The organism is Actinomadura sp. K4S16 (assembly GCF_008327685.1).
Classification (GTDB): Bacteria; Actinomycetota; Actinomycetes; order Streptosporangiales; family Streptosporangiaceae; genus Spirillospora.
Genome location: NZ_BDDE01000017.1, coordinates 322,184 through 338,250, shown reverse-complemented (window position 1 = coordinate 338,250; position 16,067 = coordinate 322,184). Strand labels below are relative to the sequence as shown.

Here is a 16,067-nt window from a genome sequence, read left to right as displayed (position 1 = left end):
GCCGCGAGCCAAGACCTGCGGACCGGTGCCGTGCTCGCGAGCGGCTCTAGGCGCCGGCCTGTTGCACGGCGTTCTCGAGGGTCGGGGAGCCGGGCGCTGGACGGATGCCGACCGCGTGCGGCGGCAGGGCGCGCTCGGTGCACAGCAAGATGATCGCCCCGGTCAGGACCATCAGCGCCAGTACCGCCCACAGCTGCCATGACCCCGTCTCCAGCAGGAATCCCAGGAGCAGGGGCGCGATCGTGCGGCAGAGCGACCAGGACAGTTGGTAGACCGACAGGTACCGTCCGCGCAGGTGGTCGGGGGCGGCCTGCACCGACAGGCCCTGCGCGGGCACGGAGTGGATGAGTTCGCCGCTGGTGTAGAGCACCGCGACCGCCAGGACGGCGACGAGGGCGGTCGTGCCGCCGAAGAGTCCGGGGATGAGCGCGAAGGCGGCGAAGGACGCCGCGAAGATGGTCGCGCCGAGCGCCGAGGTGCGGGGGCGTCTCCCTCGCATGGTGAGGCGTGCGACCGGTACGCCGAGCGCGGCGACCAGCGCGGTGTTGAGCGCGAACACGCCTCCTGCGAGGGCGGCGGGCAGGCCGATGTCGCGGGTGAGGAAGACCGGCAGCGCCATGGCCTGTGCGGTGTAGCCGAAGGCGATCAGGAAGTTGGCGGCGGCGATGAGCAGGTAGGGCCGATCGGTGAGCACCTGCCGGTATCCCTGCTGCTTCTCGGGCGGTCGCCGTGCACCGTCGTGGACGGCCGGGATCCTGGCCACCAACCCGGTGGCCAGGACGAACAGCGAGGCCAGGACCATCGCGGCCGTGGTGAAACCGGTGTTTCCGTCGACCGCCAGCAGGGCGGCGGCCGCGATGCTGCCCAGCCCCATGCCGCCGTTGCGGAGGCTGCGGTCCCAGGCCAGCAGCCGGTCGCGTTCGGTGCCCTGGGCGATCTCGCCGATGAGCGCGTGCTGGCTCGGCGTGGAGGCCCACATCCCCACCGCGACCACCACTGCGACCGCCAGGAAGGACGGGTAGGTGTCGGCGAAGGGGTAGGCGGCGAACCCGGCGGCGCGCAGTACCAGCGCGCACATGACCACGCGCTTGGCCCCCATGCGGTCGATGAGGGTCCCGGCGACCGGCATGAACGCCAGCGCGCACAGCCCGGCGAGGCTGAGGCCGGCACCGATCGCCGTCAGGGACAGCCCCGTCAGCGCATGAACGAACAGCATGGTCAGCGGGACGTAGATGCCGTCGCCGACCGACCCGACGAGTGCGGCGGCGTAGAGGCGGCGGCGCGTGGACGCGTTCGAGTCAGCTGAAGTCGAGCGCACCCCGTGCCCGCTTCATCTCGGCGAACGGCCCCGTCCCGGCGAGGGTCCGCACGGCCTCGAACAGCCGGACGGCCTGCTCGCCCTTCGGGATGGCGTTCAGGACGGGCCCGAAGAACGTCGCCCCGTCGAGGGTGATGAGAGGCGTGCCGCCTTCCTCGCCCATGGCGTCCTGCGCGGCCTTGTGCCTGGCGCGCAGAGCCGTGTCGAACTCCTCGCTGCGGGCGGCTTCGGCCAGCGATGCGGGCAGACCCGACTCCTCCAGGGCCTCGGGGATGACCGTGTCGAAGTCCTTGTTGCCTTGCGCGTGTATGCGCGTGCCGAGCGCGGTGTACAGGTCGCGCAGGACCGCGGCGCCGTGGCCGATCTCGGCGGCCGTGCACACCCGGGCCGGGCCCCAGGCGCGGTCGTTGAACTCGCGGTACCAGGGCTCGATCTCGCGGTGCTCGTTGAGCACCGACAGGCTCATGATCCGGAAGCTCAGGTCGACCGGCCGCAGCCGCTCGACCTCGAGCAGCCACCGGGAGGTGATCCAGGCGAACGGGCAGCTGGCGTCGAAGTAGCACACGACCTGCACGGCCTGCCGAGACGCAAGATTATCTTCCATGGAAGCTAATATAACTTCCAAGGAAGATATAATCAACGCCATGGACCCTGACGCCACCGACGCGATCGTCGCCCAGTGGAACCGCGAGCGCCCCGACCTGGACGCCAGCCCGATGCTGGTCATCGGCCGGCTCTTCCGCCTCACCGACGCGGTCGACCAGCGGCTCCGCCCGCTCTTCGCCGCCGCGGACCTCGGCAACGGCGACTTCGACGTCCTCGCGGCACTGCGCCGGTCCGGCGCGCCCTACACCCTGTCCGCGGGAGAGCTGAGCCGTGCCGTCCTGGTCACCACCGGCGCGATCACCAAGCGCGTCGACCGGCTCGAAGCCCGCGGCCTGGTCGGCAGGACCGTCGCCGAGAACGACTCGCGCGGACGACTCGTCACCCTCACCGCCGAGGGCGTCGCGCTGACCGACGACCTCATGGCCGCCCACCTGGACAACCAGCGCCGCGTCCTGGCCGGGCTCAGCGCGCCGGAACAGGAGCGACTGGCCGCCCTGCTCCGACGCCTCGCCTCGTCCCTCGACAATTGAGCACTTTCACGTCCGGCCGGACCGCCGAGCGAGCGGTGCGCGATTGACAGCGGCCCCTGAGCGCCGGACGCGGGCGGGTGGTCCTGTTCCGGGGGCCGCGACGCCTTGGCCGAACCCACGAAACGACGTGCCGCTCGTGGTGGCGGCGAACGAAGAGCCGGGGCCTCGCCGACCCTATGCTCGTCGGGAGTCGAGCAAGGAGGACACCGGTGTCGAAGCTGGACGAGATCGGTGCGTGGCTGCGACACCGGTTGGCGGACCTGCTCGCCGAGAACGGGGTGCCCGGGGCGGCGGTGGCGGTCTGCGCCGGCGACGAGACGGTGGACGCCGCGGCCGGGATGCTGAACACGGCCACGGGCGTCGAGGCGACCGTCGACTCCCTCTTCCAGATCGGCTCGATCACGAAGGTGCTGACCGCGACGCTGGCCATGCAGCTGGTCGACGAGGGGAAGCTGGACCTCGACGCTCCGGTGCGGACGTATCTCCCCGAGTTCCGGATCGGCGACGAGCGGGCGGCAGAGCGGATCACCGCGCGGCAGCTGATGTGCCACGTCGCGGGATTCGAGGGGGACGTCTTCACCGACACGGGCAAGGGCGACGACTGCCTGGAGAAGTACCTGGGCGTCCTGCGCCAGGTGCCGCAGCTGTTCGAGCCCGGCGAGATGTTCTCGTACAACAACGCCGCCTACTGCGTACTGGGCCGGATCGTCGAGGTCGTACGGGGGAAGCCGTTCGACGCCTGCATGAGGGCGCACCTGTTCACGCCGCTGGGCCTGACCCACGCCGCGAACGACCCGTACGAGGCGATCATTCACCGCGCGGCGGTGGGGCATATCGAGGAGGCGCCGGGCGCCCGGCTCCGGCCGGCTTCCGTCTGGGCGCTGGCGCGCTCGAACGCGCCGGCCGGGTCGATGCTGGCGATGCGCCCCCGCGACCTGCTGGCCTTCACGCGCATGCACCTTGCCGGCGGGCTCGGCCCGGACGGCGGTTCCGTGCTGAGCCGGGCGAGCGTCAGGGCCATGCGGCAGCCGCAGGTCGGACTGCCCGACATCGGCTGGGGCACCGCCTGGGGCTTGGGGTGGGAGCTCTACGACCTTCCGGGCGGCGCCGTCCTCGGCCACGACGGCAACACCATCGGCCAGTCGGCGTTCCTGCGCGCGGCGCCGGAGCGAGACGTGGCCGTGGCGATCGTCACCAACGGCGGCTCGCCGCAGCCGGTGTACCGCGAGATCGCGGGCCGTGTGCTCCGCGAGCTCGGCGGTGTCGAACCGCCCGGGCCGCCGGCGCCCGATCCGGCTGCGCCCCCGCTGGACGCGTCCCGGTACGTCGGCACCTACAGGTCGGGCACGTGTGAGACCGCGGTGAGCCAGGACGAGGAGGGGCGGGTCTGGCTGGAGCGCACTCCCACCGGGATCACCGCCGAGCTGGGCGAGGCGCCCTACCGGACGGAGCTGGTCGCCTGGCGCGGCGATGCGCTGCTCCCGGTCGAACCCGAGCGCGGCGTCCGCGCGCCGCTCGCGTTCCTCGGTGACGACGGAGAGGGGCATGCGGCCTACCTCCACACGGGCCGAGCCGACAGACGCGTTTCGCCGGCCTGAGCCCTGCGCGTGAGCGCGCGAGTGTCGATGCCTCCGGCTCAGTCGATTCCGTGCATCGCTCAAGCATCGTGACTCACACCGCGGGCCAACCTGTCCGGTCGGCCATCATTGGCGCGCAAGCTTGGGATACGGCGATGAAATCGAGCAGACGCCCGCCACGGAGAGTGCTGATCCGATGACTCGGCCCGGGAGTAGGGCCCCGCGTCCATGTTGTGTACCCCCTACGGGATCCGCCGTAGACCGGCTCCACCCCCCACCCCACCCAACGCTCGCCTAACCATCCCATCCCGCTTCCCGATCACCTAATCGCGCGGCCCGCGTCGCTGGGGGTGCCAAGGAGTTCGCACCTTAGGAACCACCCCAGCGTGCGCGGCCCCGACGAGCCATGCCTGTAGGAGCCTGGCCGCACCCTGTGCGGGTGTCTTCCACCCGGACGGCCGGTCCACGTCCCAGCCACGTGCGGATCTTCGGACGATATGTGGCGCCGCAGGTCGGTCTTGCTCACGCCCGGCATGACCGCGTCCGCCGCCGGCACATCGACCGCAAGACCTCCGGCATCCGGACGTCGGCGAGATCACGTCCTGTACGAGAGCCTCGACATCGGCCTGGAGGGCCAGCGGCTGGCGATCTCCAGGCCGTCCCCGGCACCACCGACCAGGAGAAGATGAGGCTGCTGTCCTACGCGTCCCGGTCGAGGTCGGCGGCCGCACCGCGACACCGTGGTCAGCCGCACCGCCGACCTCCTGCGCGAGGTGTGGTACGAGAGTGTGGTCCCCACGGCCGTCGGCGGCGGGCTCTTCGACGGCTGGGAGCGCCTCTACGCCGGTGCGCGGCAGATCAGCCAATGGACGATCGCGGTCCTTCGGACCATCGGGACACGTCCGGCGGCAGTCCGCTTTCCGGCTCCGAATGAGCCATTCCAATGATCGACAACCCGCCGTCAAGATCACATACTGCGCGGTTACATCTTCCGTCGAATGATGGTCCCCGGCCGGGTCCGCCGATTATCATCGAATGGCCCGGTAGTGACGCAGATCGTGGGTGCCGATGCGGCCCGTGAGGGGGTGGCCACGGGCTATGAACAGGGGTCATCCCGGATGACAACACCAAGAATGGTCCGCGGCCCGGCGGCCAGACGATTTGTCATTGCACTCGCCATTATCGCGCTGGGCGCCTTGGCCGGCCGTGCCGCCGGAGCCGGACGGGTCGAGAATCTGGTCAACGGCCATCCGTATTTCCTCGCCGTCACGGCATTGCTCGCCATCGGGCTCTACAGCAGCACCCACGGGATCGACAACGCGCGGATGCGCGCGGACCTGCGCGTTGTGGTGCTCGCGGTCACCGTGGGAGTGGTGGTCAAGGCCACGATCATCACGCTGGTCATGGTGGCGCTGTTCCCCGGGCCCGAGGCGCTGGTGCTCGGCGTGGCGGTCGCGCAGATCGACCCGCTCTCGGTCGCCGCGCTCCAGCACTCCTCGCGGCTGTCCTCGCGCGGCAGGACGCTGCTGCTGGCGTGGGCATCGTTCGACGATCCGGTCACGACGCTGCTGACCGTCTACGCCGCGACGCTGGCGGTGGCGGCCTACGACATCGACCGCACCGGCGAGTTGGCCGCGCTCCAGGGCGGCGGCCTGGACGCCTTTCTGCTCGGGGTGGCCGCCAACGTGGCCTTCGCGGCGGTGGTCTGCGGGTCGTGGTGGGTGCTGCGGAGGTGGCGTCCGGGCACGGTCACCGGCTTCGCGGTCGGCTGCGGTTTGCTGCTGGCCGCGGCCGTCGTGGCGGTCTCCCAGTTCTGGATGCTCGGTGTGGCGCTCATCGGCCTCTTCGTCCGGCCGGTCCTGGCCAGGGCCCCCGAGACGTTCGAACGCCGGCTCGCGCAGCTGACCCAGGTCGCCCTGCTGCTGGCCGTGCTCGGCGTCGGCTTCCTGCTGTCGGTGCGGGTGCTGTTCGCCGCCGGGATCGTGCTCGGCGTGACCGCGTTCGCGGCGCATGCGCTCGTCAGCCTTCCGCTGACGCGCGGGCAGGACGCCGATGACCGCGCCCAGTTGGCGGTTGCGCAGCAGAACGGCATCACGGCGATCGCCCTCGCGCTCCTGCTCACCCCGCTGTTCCCCGGCGTGGTAGCGACCGTCGCGCCCGCGATCGTCGTCATCAACGCGCTGCACGCCATCACCAACGCCGGCTACGACCGCGCCGGCTCCTGGGCGGCCGTCCGGGACCGGCTCGTCCGGCTGGTCCCGTCCCGCCGGAAGAGCCGCATCGGTGCCGGGAAGGCGCGGGTGCCGCCGACTCCACCCCGGCCCGGCGACGAGCAGCCCGTCCGCTCCTCCGGGCCCCGTGCCGACCGATGACGTCCCAGCGACCGCAGGGAGGCAACGACGTGCAGGGCGAGGCGACCGGATCCGTGGCGGTCCAGCGGGTCTGGGACCGGCAGAGCGTCTGGTCGCAAAGCGCCGACCGGCTCAACCGGCTGATCGGCCGGACCCGGCTGGCCAGCCTGGTGCTCGGCGCGGCCGCTGCGGTGATGGGCGCGGCGGCCGCCCAGACGATGGACTTCGGGCTGCTCGGCGAGATCCTCGCCTTCGGCGCCGCCGTCGCCGCCGCGCTGGTCCCGCTGACCGCACGGTCCGCGGGGCCGGACGCCCTCCGCGACTGGACGCGCCTCCGCTCGATCTCCGAGGCACTGAAATCGGAGGTGTACGTCCACCTGGCGGGGGCGGGCCGGTACCGGGGCGCGCCTGGCCCCGGTCCGCTGCTGGACGAGGCCGAACGAATCGAAGCCGACGGCACCGACCTGCTCCCCTGCCTCGCCGGCATCGAGCCGGTCGCCCGGACGCCCCCCGCGGTCTCCGGCATCGGCTCCTACGTGACCGAGCGGATTCAGGGGCAAGTGGACGGCTACTACCGGCCCAAGGCGCTGCGGATGGGCCGCAGCGTCCGGATCGTCCGCCGGATCGAGTCCGCGCTGGGCGCTGCTGGCGCCGTTGTCGGCGCGGTCGCGGGAGCCTTCCAGGTGGGGGAGATCGCCGCCTGGGTCGCCGTGTCCGCCATGCTGGCCGCCGCCGTCGGCACGCACGCGGCCGCCGCCAAGTACGAGTACCGGCAACTGGAGTACACCAGGACCGCCGAGCAGCTGACCCGGCTGCTGGCCCGGCGCGAGCGGAACGCCCCGTCCACCGGGGACGATGACGCCTTCGTCGCCGAATGCGAGCTCGTCATCTCCGCCCAGAACGATGCATGGATGGCGAAGGTCTCTGGAAACGACGCCCCTGCCCTGCCCTGAGCCGCGTCCGTGTCTCAGCGGTCGGCGATCGCCTGCGCGAGCGTGTTCATCGCCGCCTCCGCCACGGCGACCTTGGCCTGGTCGAGGGTCACGCCGATCAGGGCGTCGTCCTCTCCCAGCCGTCGGTAGTACAGCGCGCCGGCCTCGACGTCGAGGACCACGCGCTGCAGCACCCCGCCGAGCAGCGGGAGGAGGGTGCGGTCCATCCGGTTGCTGGTGATGTAGGTCAGCTTGCCGATGCGCTCGTAGTGCTTCCTGCGCGTGTCGTGGTTGGTGTGGACGGTCAGCGCCGCCAGCTTGGGATGCCGGAGCAGGTCCGCCGACCGGACCGGCTCGGCTCCCTCCAGGTACATCACGTAGTGCAGCGCCTCGGGGCTGAGCGCGGCGCGGAAGTGGCCGCCGAGCTCCGGATGGGCCCCGCCGAGCCCGAGCTCGTCGATGTACGGCTCGTCGTCGGCCAGGTCGGCTTCCTCGACCTCCACGTCGTACTCGGTGTGCGCACCGCCCGGGTTCTGATGGCCGCCGTAGCCGCGGGCGAGCCGCACCAGGTCGCACAACTGCCCCATGGCGGCGTCGGCCTCGTCCGCCGGTGTCTCCGCGAGGACCGCGCCCACCAGGTACTCCCCGGCGAAGGGCGAGTGGTAGAAGACCGCCCCGTCGCCGACGTCGAACACGCACCGGATCAGGCGGCCGCTCCGGACCGGCACGAACGCCTTGTCGAGGCGGGCCACGACGTAGTGCAACTGCTGGCCGCTGGCGTGCAGCGACTCACGCTTGCGCTTGGCGTCGTCCGGGGAGTCGATGCCGGGCTCGTCCTCGGAGTCGAAGGTGTCCTGCCAGAACTGCTGGTTGCCCTGGATGTAGTACGCGACGTACTGCACCGTGTGGCGTTCCAGCGCCTGCCGGGCCAGGCCCTTGAGCTTCTCCAGGCCGGTCGCCGACAGGTTCGGCTGCCCCCCAGTGATCCTCAGCCTCGGCCCGCTGCCGTTATCGGGGACCTCTACCGTCATCACACACCCCGTTCCGCGCCGCCGCGTTCTCTTCCCGCGCTTCTCACGTCGCCGGAATCTCAATGTCGATGTCCTTGCGCAGGCCGCCGTCCAGGCTGTCGTCGGTCCCGGTCTTCCTGTCCTCGGTCACCTGCAGGTTGGTGTAGGCGATCTGGCTGAGCGGATGGCGGGGCCCCAGCCGGTCCTTGTAGCTGTCGTAGGCGTGGCCTTCGCGCTCTGAGGCGGCCTCGGCCTTTCCGACCGCCGCCAGCGCGTTGGCGAACCCGATTTCCGCGGCGAGCGTGAACGAATGCTCCGGCCCGACGTTGACGTCGTCGTGCAGCGCCCGCCACGCCTTCTCGGCGTTGGGCAGGGCCTCGATGAGCTGGCCGCAGAGGCGTGCGTACACGGCGAGGTTGGCCTGGCATGCGCGGGTGAACGGATGCGACTCTCCGAAGACCTCCCGGTAGAGCCGCAGATTGAGCCGCCCGCGTTCGAGCGCGTCGACGCTCCTGCCGGAAGCCGCCTGAGCCGCTGCGACGCTGACGGCGCAGGAGAGGGTGGCCGGGTGGTGGGGACCGTAGAACTGCCGGCTCCGGTGCCAGGTGTCGGTGATGGAGGCGAGTGCCTCTTCCGCCTCGCCTTCGTATCGCCGGGTGACGGCCAGGGCCTGTTCCGCTCGCAGGGCCGGGGGAGTGGTGTTCCCCCCGGTGGAGCGGAGCATGGCCAGGACCTCCTCAAGGTGGCTCCTGGCGTTGGCGTATTCACCCATGTCCCGGTAGTCGATGCTGAGCATGATCAGCGTGTGCCAGGTTTCCGGCGCCTGCTCGCCCAGCACCCGGCACCGGGTCTCATAGATCGAGCGGTCCAGCTCCATCGCCGCCTTGGTGGCACTGATCAGCCTGAGCGCGACTGCGAGGTTGTTGGCCTCGCGCAGCGTGTCGGGGTGCTCCTCACCGAGCCGCTGGCGGAACGACTCCAGGGTCCGCTGGTCCAGCAGGGCCGCCTCGCCGAACCGTCCCTGCGCGCGCAGGTCGGCGCCGGCGGCACGCTGGATCTTCAGGCCGAGCAGATGGTTGGCCGGCAGTTTCTCCGCGCGCAGCCGCCCGGCCTCCTCGTCCCAGCGGGTGGCCTCGGCGTACCGGCCCAGCTCGCGCAGCGCGTTGGCGAGTTCGAGGAGCAGCTCCAGCCGGTGACGGTCGCCTTCCCCGAAGTCGTCCGTCCAGCGGACGCGCAACTGGTCGCCCAGGTCGAAGGCCACCTGCCAGTCGTTGGTCAGGTACAGGTGCCTGACCTGCCGGACGGCCCACGCGCGCACGGTGTCGGCGGCTTTCACCGTGTCGCCGAGCTCGCATGCCGCCACGTGCCGCTGCAGCTCCCGGTGGCGCCGCTCCCGGAGGGGACTGGGCGCCTCGTCGCCGGGCACGAACGCCGCCAGCACGGACTGCGCGGAGGTGCGGGCCGCGAGCCGCTCCTCCGCTGTCATCCGGTCGTGGACGATCCCCAGCGTGTGCGGGTGCACGCACAGCCGGCCGAGCTGCTGGTCGACCCGGATCAGCGAGTAGCGCTTGAGCGTCTGGACGACCTCGTCGACGGTCACGTCGAGACCCACGTCCGGGTCGTGCTCCCCGATCTGTTCGCGCATCCCGACGGAGCGGACCAGCTCCGTGGCGACACCGTCCGGGGACAGGTACACGCAGAGGCGCAGCAGCCAGAGCGCCGCCGCCCGCTCGTCGGCGAGGCGGTCCAGGGACAGCTCCGCGGGCCGCTCCTCGTCGGCCGGGACGGTGATCTCGCCGGCGTCGCCGAGTATGTCGAGGAGCTGGTTGACGAGCGCCCGGGGCGTGCGGTCGGTGGGCGGGCCTTCCTGGCTCTGCGCCGCCGACCAGCTCGTGGCGACCCACCCCGCCGCCTGGTCGATGGCGAGCGGATGGTCGTTGAGGCGCTCGGCCACCCGGTCGGCCATCGCCTGGGTGACGTCCATCTGCCCGATGCGCGCCAGGAAGAGCCGGATGCTTTCGGCGCGCTCGAAACGGTCGACGGGCAGGACGGTATGCCCGGCCGCGGCCCAGCCCGCATGCCGGGACGTCACCAGCACGTTCCCCGGCCCGCCGGACGGCATGAGGCCGCGGAGCCCGTCCGGGTCGTCGGCGCCGTCGTAGATCAGCAGCCACCGGTCCGGGCCGTCGCCGGCGCCCAGTGCCTCCAGGACCTGGTCGACGGCGTCGTGGGCGTCGGTGGAGGCGCCCTTGCGCAGCCGCGGAAGCAGCTCCGCCAGCTTGGTCCGCACGTGGTGGACGTCCTCGGCGGGAAGCCACCAGATCACGTCATAGTCGTGGGCGAACAGCCATGCGTACATCGCCGCGACGCTGCTCTTCCCGATCGCCGTCGGGCCGGTGAGCACCGTGGGGCGCCCAGTGCCGCGGTTCAGCCGCAGCGCCTCCCGGAGGTCGCGCAGGAGGCCGTCCCGTCCGACGAAGCTCTTCGCGGGAGCGCTGACCTCCCGGATCCTCGGGGGGCGCTTCGGGAAGCGGGGGGCGTCGGGCGCGTCAGGGACGCGCGGCTCGAGCCGGTCGGTGAAGGTGAAGGAGGTGAGCAGCTCCCGCTGCACGGCCTCGGGCTCCGTCCCGTACGGCACCAGGTCGACGTCGACGATCCAGGACAGGATCTCGCCGAGCGCGCCCTCTCGGACCCGGACGCCGACCAGCCGCTGGTCCTCGCGCGCGCGGCTGCCCGACCTCAGGTCGGCGATCAGGCCCGCCGCCTCGTCGAGTTCGGGCGCCTCCAGCAGGTCCGGCGAGAGCAGCACGATGGTGGTCTCGACGGGCGCGCCCGGTGTGCCGTGAGGTCTGACCCGCAGGCGCGCGCTCTGCAGGACCCACGTCATCCATTCCGCCCACGGGCTGTCCGCCACGCAGGACAGGATCGCCACGTCGTACGCGGTCGCCACCGGCTGGGCGGTTAGGTGGCGCTTCAGTGCCGTCCGGGTCTGCTCCGGGCGCGGCTTCGCTGCGGTCTCGGGATCTCCGGTGATGGCCTGGGCGAGTGTCTCGTAGGCCTTGAGCGCCGTCCCCGGCTCGTTGGGGTCCTCGGCGATGGCCGCGATGATCGGGTGCCGTCGGAAGTAGGGCGACTCCGGGACGGTGACCCCGCCCCAGTACCGCGCCCGCTTGACCTCGTCGGGCTCCTGGAGCAGCCGGTCGAACCGACTGCGGGCGAAGCGCTTCATATCCTCGACGGCGTTCCGGTCGTCCCTCATCGGCACCGGCAGCACTCTGACGGGGCCTTCGGCGCGGTGCTCGGTGAGTCCGCGCAGCACCCGCGTCTGCTCAGCGGCGTCGGCGATGTCCTGGGCGTAGCCGAGCCTGAAGCAGGCCACCAGTACGTCGGCGAGGTGGGTGATGCCGAGCTGGGCGACGGTGTATCGCCCCCAGAGGTTGTCGAGCAGGACGTAGTCGTACCCGCTTTCCGTAAGCTCGGTGCGCAGCGAGCTGAGGAAGTGGAGGCCGGGCCTGCTCTCGATGAACAGCTTCCATTCGAAGCTCTCCGTCTCGGCCCAGTAAGTGTTGTCGGAACGCCGGCCGGGGCCGAGGTAGGCCAGCTTCCCCGCGAGGTCGAATTCGAGCCCGGCGTCGGGCCAGCCGAGCGTCAGGATGTGCTGGCCGATCCGCCCGTGCCGCTCCCACAGCGCGTCGAGAGTGAGGTCGGTGTCGCGCCGGGCGACGTCCCAGTAGTTCTGCACGACATCGAAGATCCCCGGTTGCTCATCGGCGATCTCCTCGCTCGGGAAGAATTTGGCGAGGTATTGATCGACGGAAGGGCGCTGCGCGCCGATGGCCCAGTCGGCGATGAGCACATTGTGGCCGTGGTCTGCCAGTATCCATGCCGTGTTCGCCAGCGCCATGGAGCAGCCGATTCCCGGCTGGCCGCCATGGAATGCGATGATCTTTCCTGTGGATGCCGCGGCGGGCACCTCACCGTGCCGTGGAGTCACCCTCGCCCCCGCCCTGGGACACAAGTGCACAACCGTTGAGAAATGCTATGGATAGCTCATGTTATATCCACTCCGCTCGCCTGCTCACCTCTTACCGTGACATCCGGCCAAACGATCACGTGATCGTAGTTTAGGGCTGTCCCAAAACCGTAGATACATGGCCACATCAGGTCGTTTTGGGCTTGTTTGGATCGCTGATGTGCGGTGATGGCCAGACTTTTATGGCGCGGGAAAGCTGTTGTCCGCACTTCGGTGCGGTCATCGGCGTCTCATCCCTTACGATGAGAACGAAAAGTCAACGGCCGTCCCCGACCCTCCGTCCCGGACCCCGCGCAGGCCTTGCCCAGAGCAGGCCTTGCCCAGGGCTGAGTTGTTCCGCGCATGCGAGGTGACGTGAAGACCTACTTCTTCACAAGCTACGCCCGGGGTACGGACCAGGCATGGGTCGGTCGGTTCCACACCGACCTAGAACGCGAGGTGCGCGTCCGGCGCGGCCCATTCGCCGAAGGGCGGCTGGCCGAAGCGGAGACCGCCGGCGTCCACGTGGCCGCCGAGTCCGCGGCGATGGTCGCGTTGATCTCCGGCGGCTATCTCCGCGACTCGTACTGCGGCCGCGAATGGGCGATCTTCGAGGAGCGGTTCGCGCCGCGGCGGGAGACGCGCGACCTGTGCCTCATACCCGTCCGATGGCGGCCGCTGGACCCGGCCGCCGTACTGCCGACGATCATGCGGCCGATGCCGGACGCCTGGACGTCCGCGGACATCGAGTCCTCCACCCGCTCCGGGGTGCTGGAACTCATGCGCACCCATCAGCTCGAAGGGGAGAGCGGCTACTATGCCGTGGTGCGCGCGGTCGCGGCGCGGATCCTCGCAGCCCAGCTCGTCGACCTCGCTCCGCTTGACTCGAAGACGGCGGCGGCCACCGGGCCCGCGTTCGGCGACCGCGCCGAGCAGGGGACCACCGAGCCGGTGTCGGCGCGGTCCGAAACTGAGGACCCGCCGCACACCGTGGCGATCAGCTATGTCGGGGCCGACCAGCCCTGGGCCGAGTATCTCGGCAACCTGCTGCGCACCTACAACTACGACGTCGAACTGGTCCGCTGGAACGCCGGCCGGAGCGAGCCACTGAACGACTCCGTCGCCCGCGCCCGCAGCAGCGGGGAACGGGTCGTCGCCGTGCTCTCCCAGAACTTCGTCGCCCCGCACATGGAGGCGCTGGTGCGCGAGGACGACCTCGGCTGGGAGGAGGCCCTGACCGCGCCCCCAGGGAGCGGCGCCCCCGTCATCCCCGTCCAGGTCGACAGCAGCCCTCTGCCCGGCGGCCTCAGCAAGCGCGCCATCCGCATGCACGGCCTCGACGACGCGATGATCAGAACGTTCCTCGACGCGGTCCGAAGACGCCCAGCCTGACCGGCCGGCCCCATGACCCCCTACTTTCCGACCCTGCCCGATCCGCTGCGCCTCCCCGGCACGCCTCCGCCAGTCTGTCGCCGCGGCCCGCGCGACCCCCACTTCACAGGTCGCGACGACGAACTGGAGCGGGTCAGTGAACTCTTGTGCGAGGAGCGGGTCCTGGTCGTCGACGGCGACGGGCTGGAGCAGTCCGGCAAGTCCGCGTTCGCGCTGGAGTACTGCCACCGGTTCGGCCAGCGCTACAACATGATCTGGTGGTTCGACTGCCGCGCCGAAGACGGCCTCGACGCGCAGGAGGACGCCTTCCGGGAGCAGGCAGGGGACGCGCTCCGGTCGCAGCGGTGGCGGCTGAGCGTGTACGACGGCGTGCGGTCCGCCGCGGACGTGGACGGCCACCTGCCCGGCGGACCGGCGCACGTGCTGCTGACCTCCCACGGCGCCCACAGGCCCCATGACCGCGGTGTCCCGGATGTCCGGACCTTCCCGCTGGGCGCGCTGACCCGGGAAGAGTCGATCATGCTGCTGATGCGAAAGGCGCCGGCACTGGACCCGGCTCAGGCGAGGCGTCTCGCCGAAGCGGTCTGCCACTGGCCCGCGCTGCTCGGCGAACTGGGAGACCGGCTTGTGGAGAGGCCGGACCTCGACGTGGACACATGCCTCGGCCTGATCGGTCTGGGCCGTCGCGTGCACTCCCTCGCATCGGCGGTGCCGGCTCCCCGCCTTCCTCCAATGGAGGAGCCCGCGACTGTGGGGGAACCGCTGCCTGCGGGGGAGCCGCCGCCGGTGGAGGCACCACCGTCACCGTCGCGCAAGAAGGTGCCGATGGCGCTCGTGGCGCAGCTCGTCAACGCGATGGCCGAGGTCCGGGCCCTGAACCACGACGGCATCGGCCTATGGATCGAGGTCATTGAAGACCGGTTCGAGCCATTGGACGTCCAGCGCGACGGAATGCGCGCCACACTTGTCAGGATGACCAATCGCGCTCTCGCTCACGAGAACGGGCAGATGCTCGAAGGAATGCTCGAAGCCCTCGGCGTCGTAGCGCCCGCAAATGAGCCCGGGGTGCCCCAGGTGGCCGAAATCATCGGCCAGATAAAGCGCATCCGTTACCCCTGATCGTCCGCGACGCCCGGAGAGCCTCATGTCCGAGACCCCCTACGCCTTTTTCGTCAGCTACGCGCGCCACGTGGACCAGGACCTCGTCGCCGAGTTCTTCGACGATCTGGATGTGGAAGTGCGGCTGCTGCTCGGCCGCGACCGGAAGGACGCCGGTTTCCTCGATCGCGAGGGGCTGTATCCGGGCGATGACTGGGAGCAGGTCCTCATCGAGCGGGCCCGCACCGCGCATTCCATGATCGCTCTGTTGTCCGCCGATTACGGCAGGAGTCGCTGGTGCGGCCGCGAATGGGGCATCTTCGCCGAGCGGATCGAGCGGCTGAACGCGCCGCCCGGGGCGCCGCATGCCCGCTGCCTGATGCCGTTTCGCTGGTCCGGGGCGGCGACGCCGCCCGCCGCGGTGGCCAAGCTGCACAGCACCCATCGAGGCCTGGGCGGCGACCTGCTGATCGACCTCAAGTGGGCGGGCGGGCCCCCGTACCTGAAGGCGGTGGCCAAGATCGCACGCTGGATCGCCGGGGCCGACGCGCTCGCGCTGCCGCCGCTCGGCCGGGCTGAGGCCCGCGCGGTGCCGCCCGCGTTCGGTGACCCGTCGACACCGGCGTCACCGCCGCCGCTCCCCGCCGCGGCTCCCGGGCGCGTGCCGATGCAACTCAAGGAGCGCCTCGTGAACGCGCTGTACATGGTGGGTCCGATCCGGTCCGGGGAGATCGGAGAATTGATCCGGCTGGTCGAGGATGAGGTGGGCATCCTGGACATCGGCGGCAACGGGCCCAGGGCCCGGCTGGTCTCGCTGGTCCAGCGTGCGCTCGCGCATGAGGACACGACGATGCTCGACAGCATGCTGGCCGGCCTCCGCGTCCAGGCACCCGGGAACGACCCCGCGCTGCCGCGCGTCGCCGAGCTCATCCGGCAGATCAAGGACATCCGCTACCCCTGACCGCGGCCCGCGGTGGGTTCGGCCCATTAACGCGTCATTCCATATCGTCCTCGAACGCAGACTGGAAAGCGGCGACGGCATCGGATGAGTTTGTGTCAAGTGACACAAAGAAGCGTTCCAGGGCGTGCGCCAGCACGGAATCCTCGAGATCATCCAGGGCGTGCAGGGGTATGGCGCTGACATCGAGCAGAAGGTCGGGTGAGTCCGCTCCAGCATCGGGCATGGGTACACCTCCGAATCGATGTTATTTTGTGATGGGGCTCACCGCGACGGACTATCG

General features: G+C 70.7%; 12 protein-coding genes. 7 read left to right on the top strand and 5 right to left on the bottom strand.

The window, feature by feature from the left end; all coding sequences use genetic code 11:
* Window positions 1–46: 46 nt before the first annotated feature.
* Together K4S16_RS27615 and K4S16_RS27610 are read right to left on the bottom strand one after the other, a co-directional pair.
* A complete protein-coding gene (locus K4S16_RS27615) occupies window positions 47–1,318 on the bottom strand; it encodes an MFS transporter (protein WP_149261939.1) in 1,272 nt (423 codons plus the stop codon).
* Entirely contained in the window at window positions 1,299–1,922 is a 624-nt protein-coding gene (locus tag K4S16_RS27610) for a DsbA family protein (RefSeq protein ID WP_149261938.1), read from the bottom strand. Before K4S16_RS27610 ends, K4S16_RS27615 begins: the two co-directional genes overlap by 20 nt.
* A gap of 40 nt (window positions 1,923–1,962) precedes the next feature.
* Here K4S16_RS27610 and K4S16_RS27605 point away from each other — a divergent pair, with 40 nt between their 5' ends.
* From K4S16_RS27605 to K4S16_RS27590, 4 genes are all read left to right on the top strand, one after another.
* A complete protein-coding gene (locus K4S16_RS27605; protein WP_149261937.1) occupies window positions 1,963–2,454 on the top strand; it encodes a MarR family winged helix-turn-helix transcriptional regulator in 492 nt (163 codons plus the stop codon).
* Window positions 2,455–2,663: 209 nt separating this feature from the next.
* On the top strand, window positions 2,664–4,052 hold the full coding sequence (locus K4S16_RS27600; RefSeq protein WP_149261936.1) for a serine hydrolase: 1,389 nt from the start codon (window positions 2,664–2,666) through the stop codon (window positions 4,050–4,052).
* Between the two features lie 1,175 nt (window positions 4,053–5,227).
* A complete protein-coding gene (locus K4S16_RS27595; RefSeq protein WP_149261935.1) occupies window positions 5,228–6,403 on the top strand; it encodes a hypothetical protein in 1,176 nt (391 codons plus the stop codon).
* Window positions 6,400–7,335 (top strand): DUF4231 domain-containing protein, encoded by a 936-nt coding sequence (locus K4S16_RS27590; protein WP_149261934.1) that lies wholly within the window; start codon window positions 6,400–6,402, stop codon window positions 7,333–7,335. The genes K4S16_RS27595 and K4S16_RS27590 overlap by 4 nt, the downstream gene beginning before the upstream one ends.
* A gap of 14 nt (window positions 7,336–7,349) precedes the next feature.
* Here K4S16_RS27590 and K4S16_RS27585 read toward each other — a convergent pair whose 3' ends face one another.
* Together K4S16_RS27585 and fxsT are read right to left on the bottom strand one after the other, a co-directional pair.
* Entirely contained in the window at window positions 7,350–8,345 is a 996-nt protein-coding gene (locus K4S16_RS27585) for a hypothetical protein (RefSeq protein ID WP_149261933.1), read from the bottom strand.
* A gap of 43 nt (window positions 8,346–8,388) precedes the next feature.
* Window positions 8,389–12,228, bottom strand: coding sequence for an FxSxx-COOH system tetratricopeptide repeat protein (gene fxsT / locus K4S16_RS27580; RefSeq protein ID WP_149261932.1), 3,840 nt, complete (start codon window positions 12,226–12,228; stop codon window positions 8,389–8,391).
* A 471-nt stretch (window positions 12,229–12,699) separates the two neighbouring features.
* Between fxsT and K4S16_RS27575 the strand changes: the two genes are divergently transcribed.
* Genes K4S16_RS27575 through K4S16_RS27565 form a run of 3 tightly spaced genes read left to right on the top strand, consistent with a single transcriptional unit; the run spans window position 12,700 to window position 15,787 of the window.
* Complete coding sequence (locus K4S16_RS27575) at window positions 12,700–13,728, top strand: toll/interleukin-1 receptor domain-containing protein (RefSeq protein WP_149261931.1); 1,029 nt, start codon at window positions 12,700–12,702, stop codon at window positions 13,726–13,728.
* 12 nt (window positions 13,729–13,740) lie between these two features.
* Window positions 13,741–14,847: a hypothetical protein gene (locus K4S16_RS27570; RefSeq protein ID WP_149261930.1), complete on the top strand. Its 1,107-nt coding sequence runs from the start codon at window positions 13,741–13,743 to the stop codon at window positions 14,845–14,847.
* A gap of 25 nt (window positions 14,848–14,872) precedes the next feature.
* Window positions 14,873–15,787 carry a toll/interleukin-1 receptor domain-containing protein gene (locus K4S16_RS27565; RefSeq protein ID WP_149261929.1) on the top strand — a complete coding sequence of 305 codons (915 nt, stop codon included), beginning with the start codon at window positions 14,873–14,875 and terminating at the stop codon, window positions 15,785–15,787.
* Window positions 15,788–15,821: 34 nt separating this feature from the next.
* Here the strand turns inward: K4S16_RS27565 and fxsA are convergent, their stop codons facing one another.
* Window positions 15,822–16,010: an FxSxx-COOH cyclophane-containing RiPP peptide gene (gene fxsA, locus K4S16_RS27560; protein WP_149261928.1), complete on the bottom strand. Its 189-nt coding sequence runs from the start codon at window positions 16,008–16,010 to the stop codon at window positions 15,822–15,824.
* Window positions 16,011–16,067: the final 57 nt, after the last annotated feature.

Excerpts from the sequence above, each read along its gene's own strand:
- K4S16_RS27610 (WP_149261938.1), bottom strand. The coding sequence starts at position 1,922 with ATGGAAGATAATCTTGCGTCTCGGCAGGCCGTGCAGGTCGTGTGCTAC.
- K4S16_RS27590 (WP_149261934.1), top strand. The coding sequence starts at position 6,400 with ATGACGTCCCAGCGACCGCAGGGAGGCAACGACGTGCAGGGCGAGGCG.
- K4S16_RS27570 (WP_149261930.1), top strand. The coding sequence starts at position 13,741 with ATGACCCCCTACTTTCCGACCCTGCCCGATCCGCTGCGCCTCCCCGGC.
- K4S16_RS27565 (WP_149261929.1), top strand. The coding sequence starts at position 14,873 with ATGTCCGAGACCCCCTACGCCTTTTTCGTCAGCTACGCGCGCCACGTG.
- fxsA (WP_149261928.1), bottom strand. The coding sequence starts at position 16,010 with ATGCCCGATGCTGGAGCGGACTCACCCGACCTTCTGCTCGATGTCAGC.
- K4S16_RS27585 (WP_149261933.1), bottom strand. The coding sequence starts at position 8,345 with ATGACGGTAGAGGTCCCCGATAACGGCAGCGGGCCGAGGCTGAGGATC.
- fxsT (WP_149261932.1), bottom strand. The coding sequence starts at position 12,228 with ATGGCGCTGGCGAACACGGCATGGATACTGGCAGACCACGGCCACAAT.
- K4S16_RS27605 (WP_149261937.1), top strand. The coding sequence starts at position 1,963 with ATGGACCCTGACGCCACCGACGCGATCGTCGCCCAGTGGAACCGCGAG.
- K4S16_RS27575 (WP_149261931.1), top strand. The coding sequence starts at position 12,700 with ATGCGAGGTGACGTGAAGACCTACTTCTTCACAAGCTACGCCCGGGGT.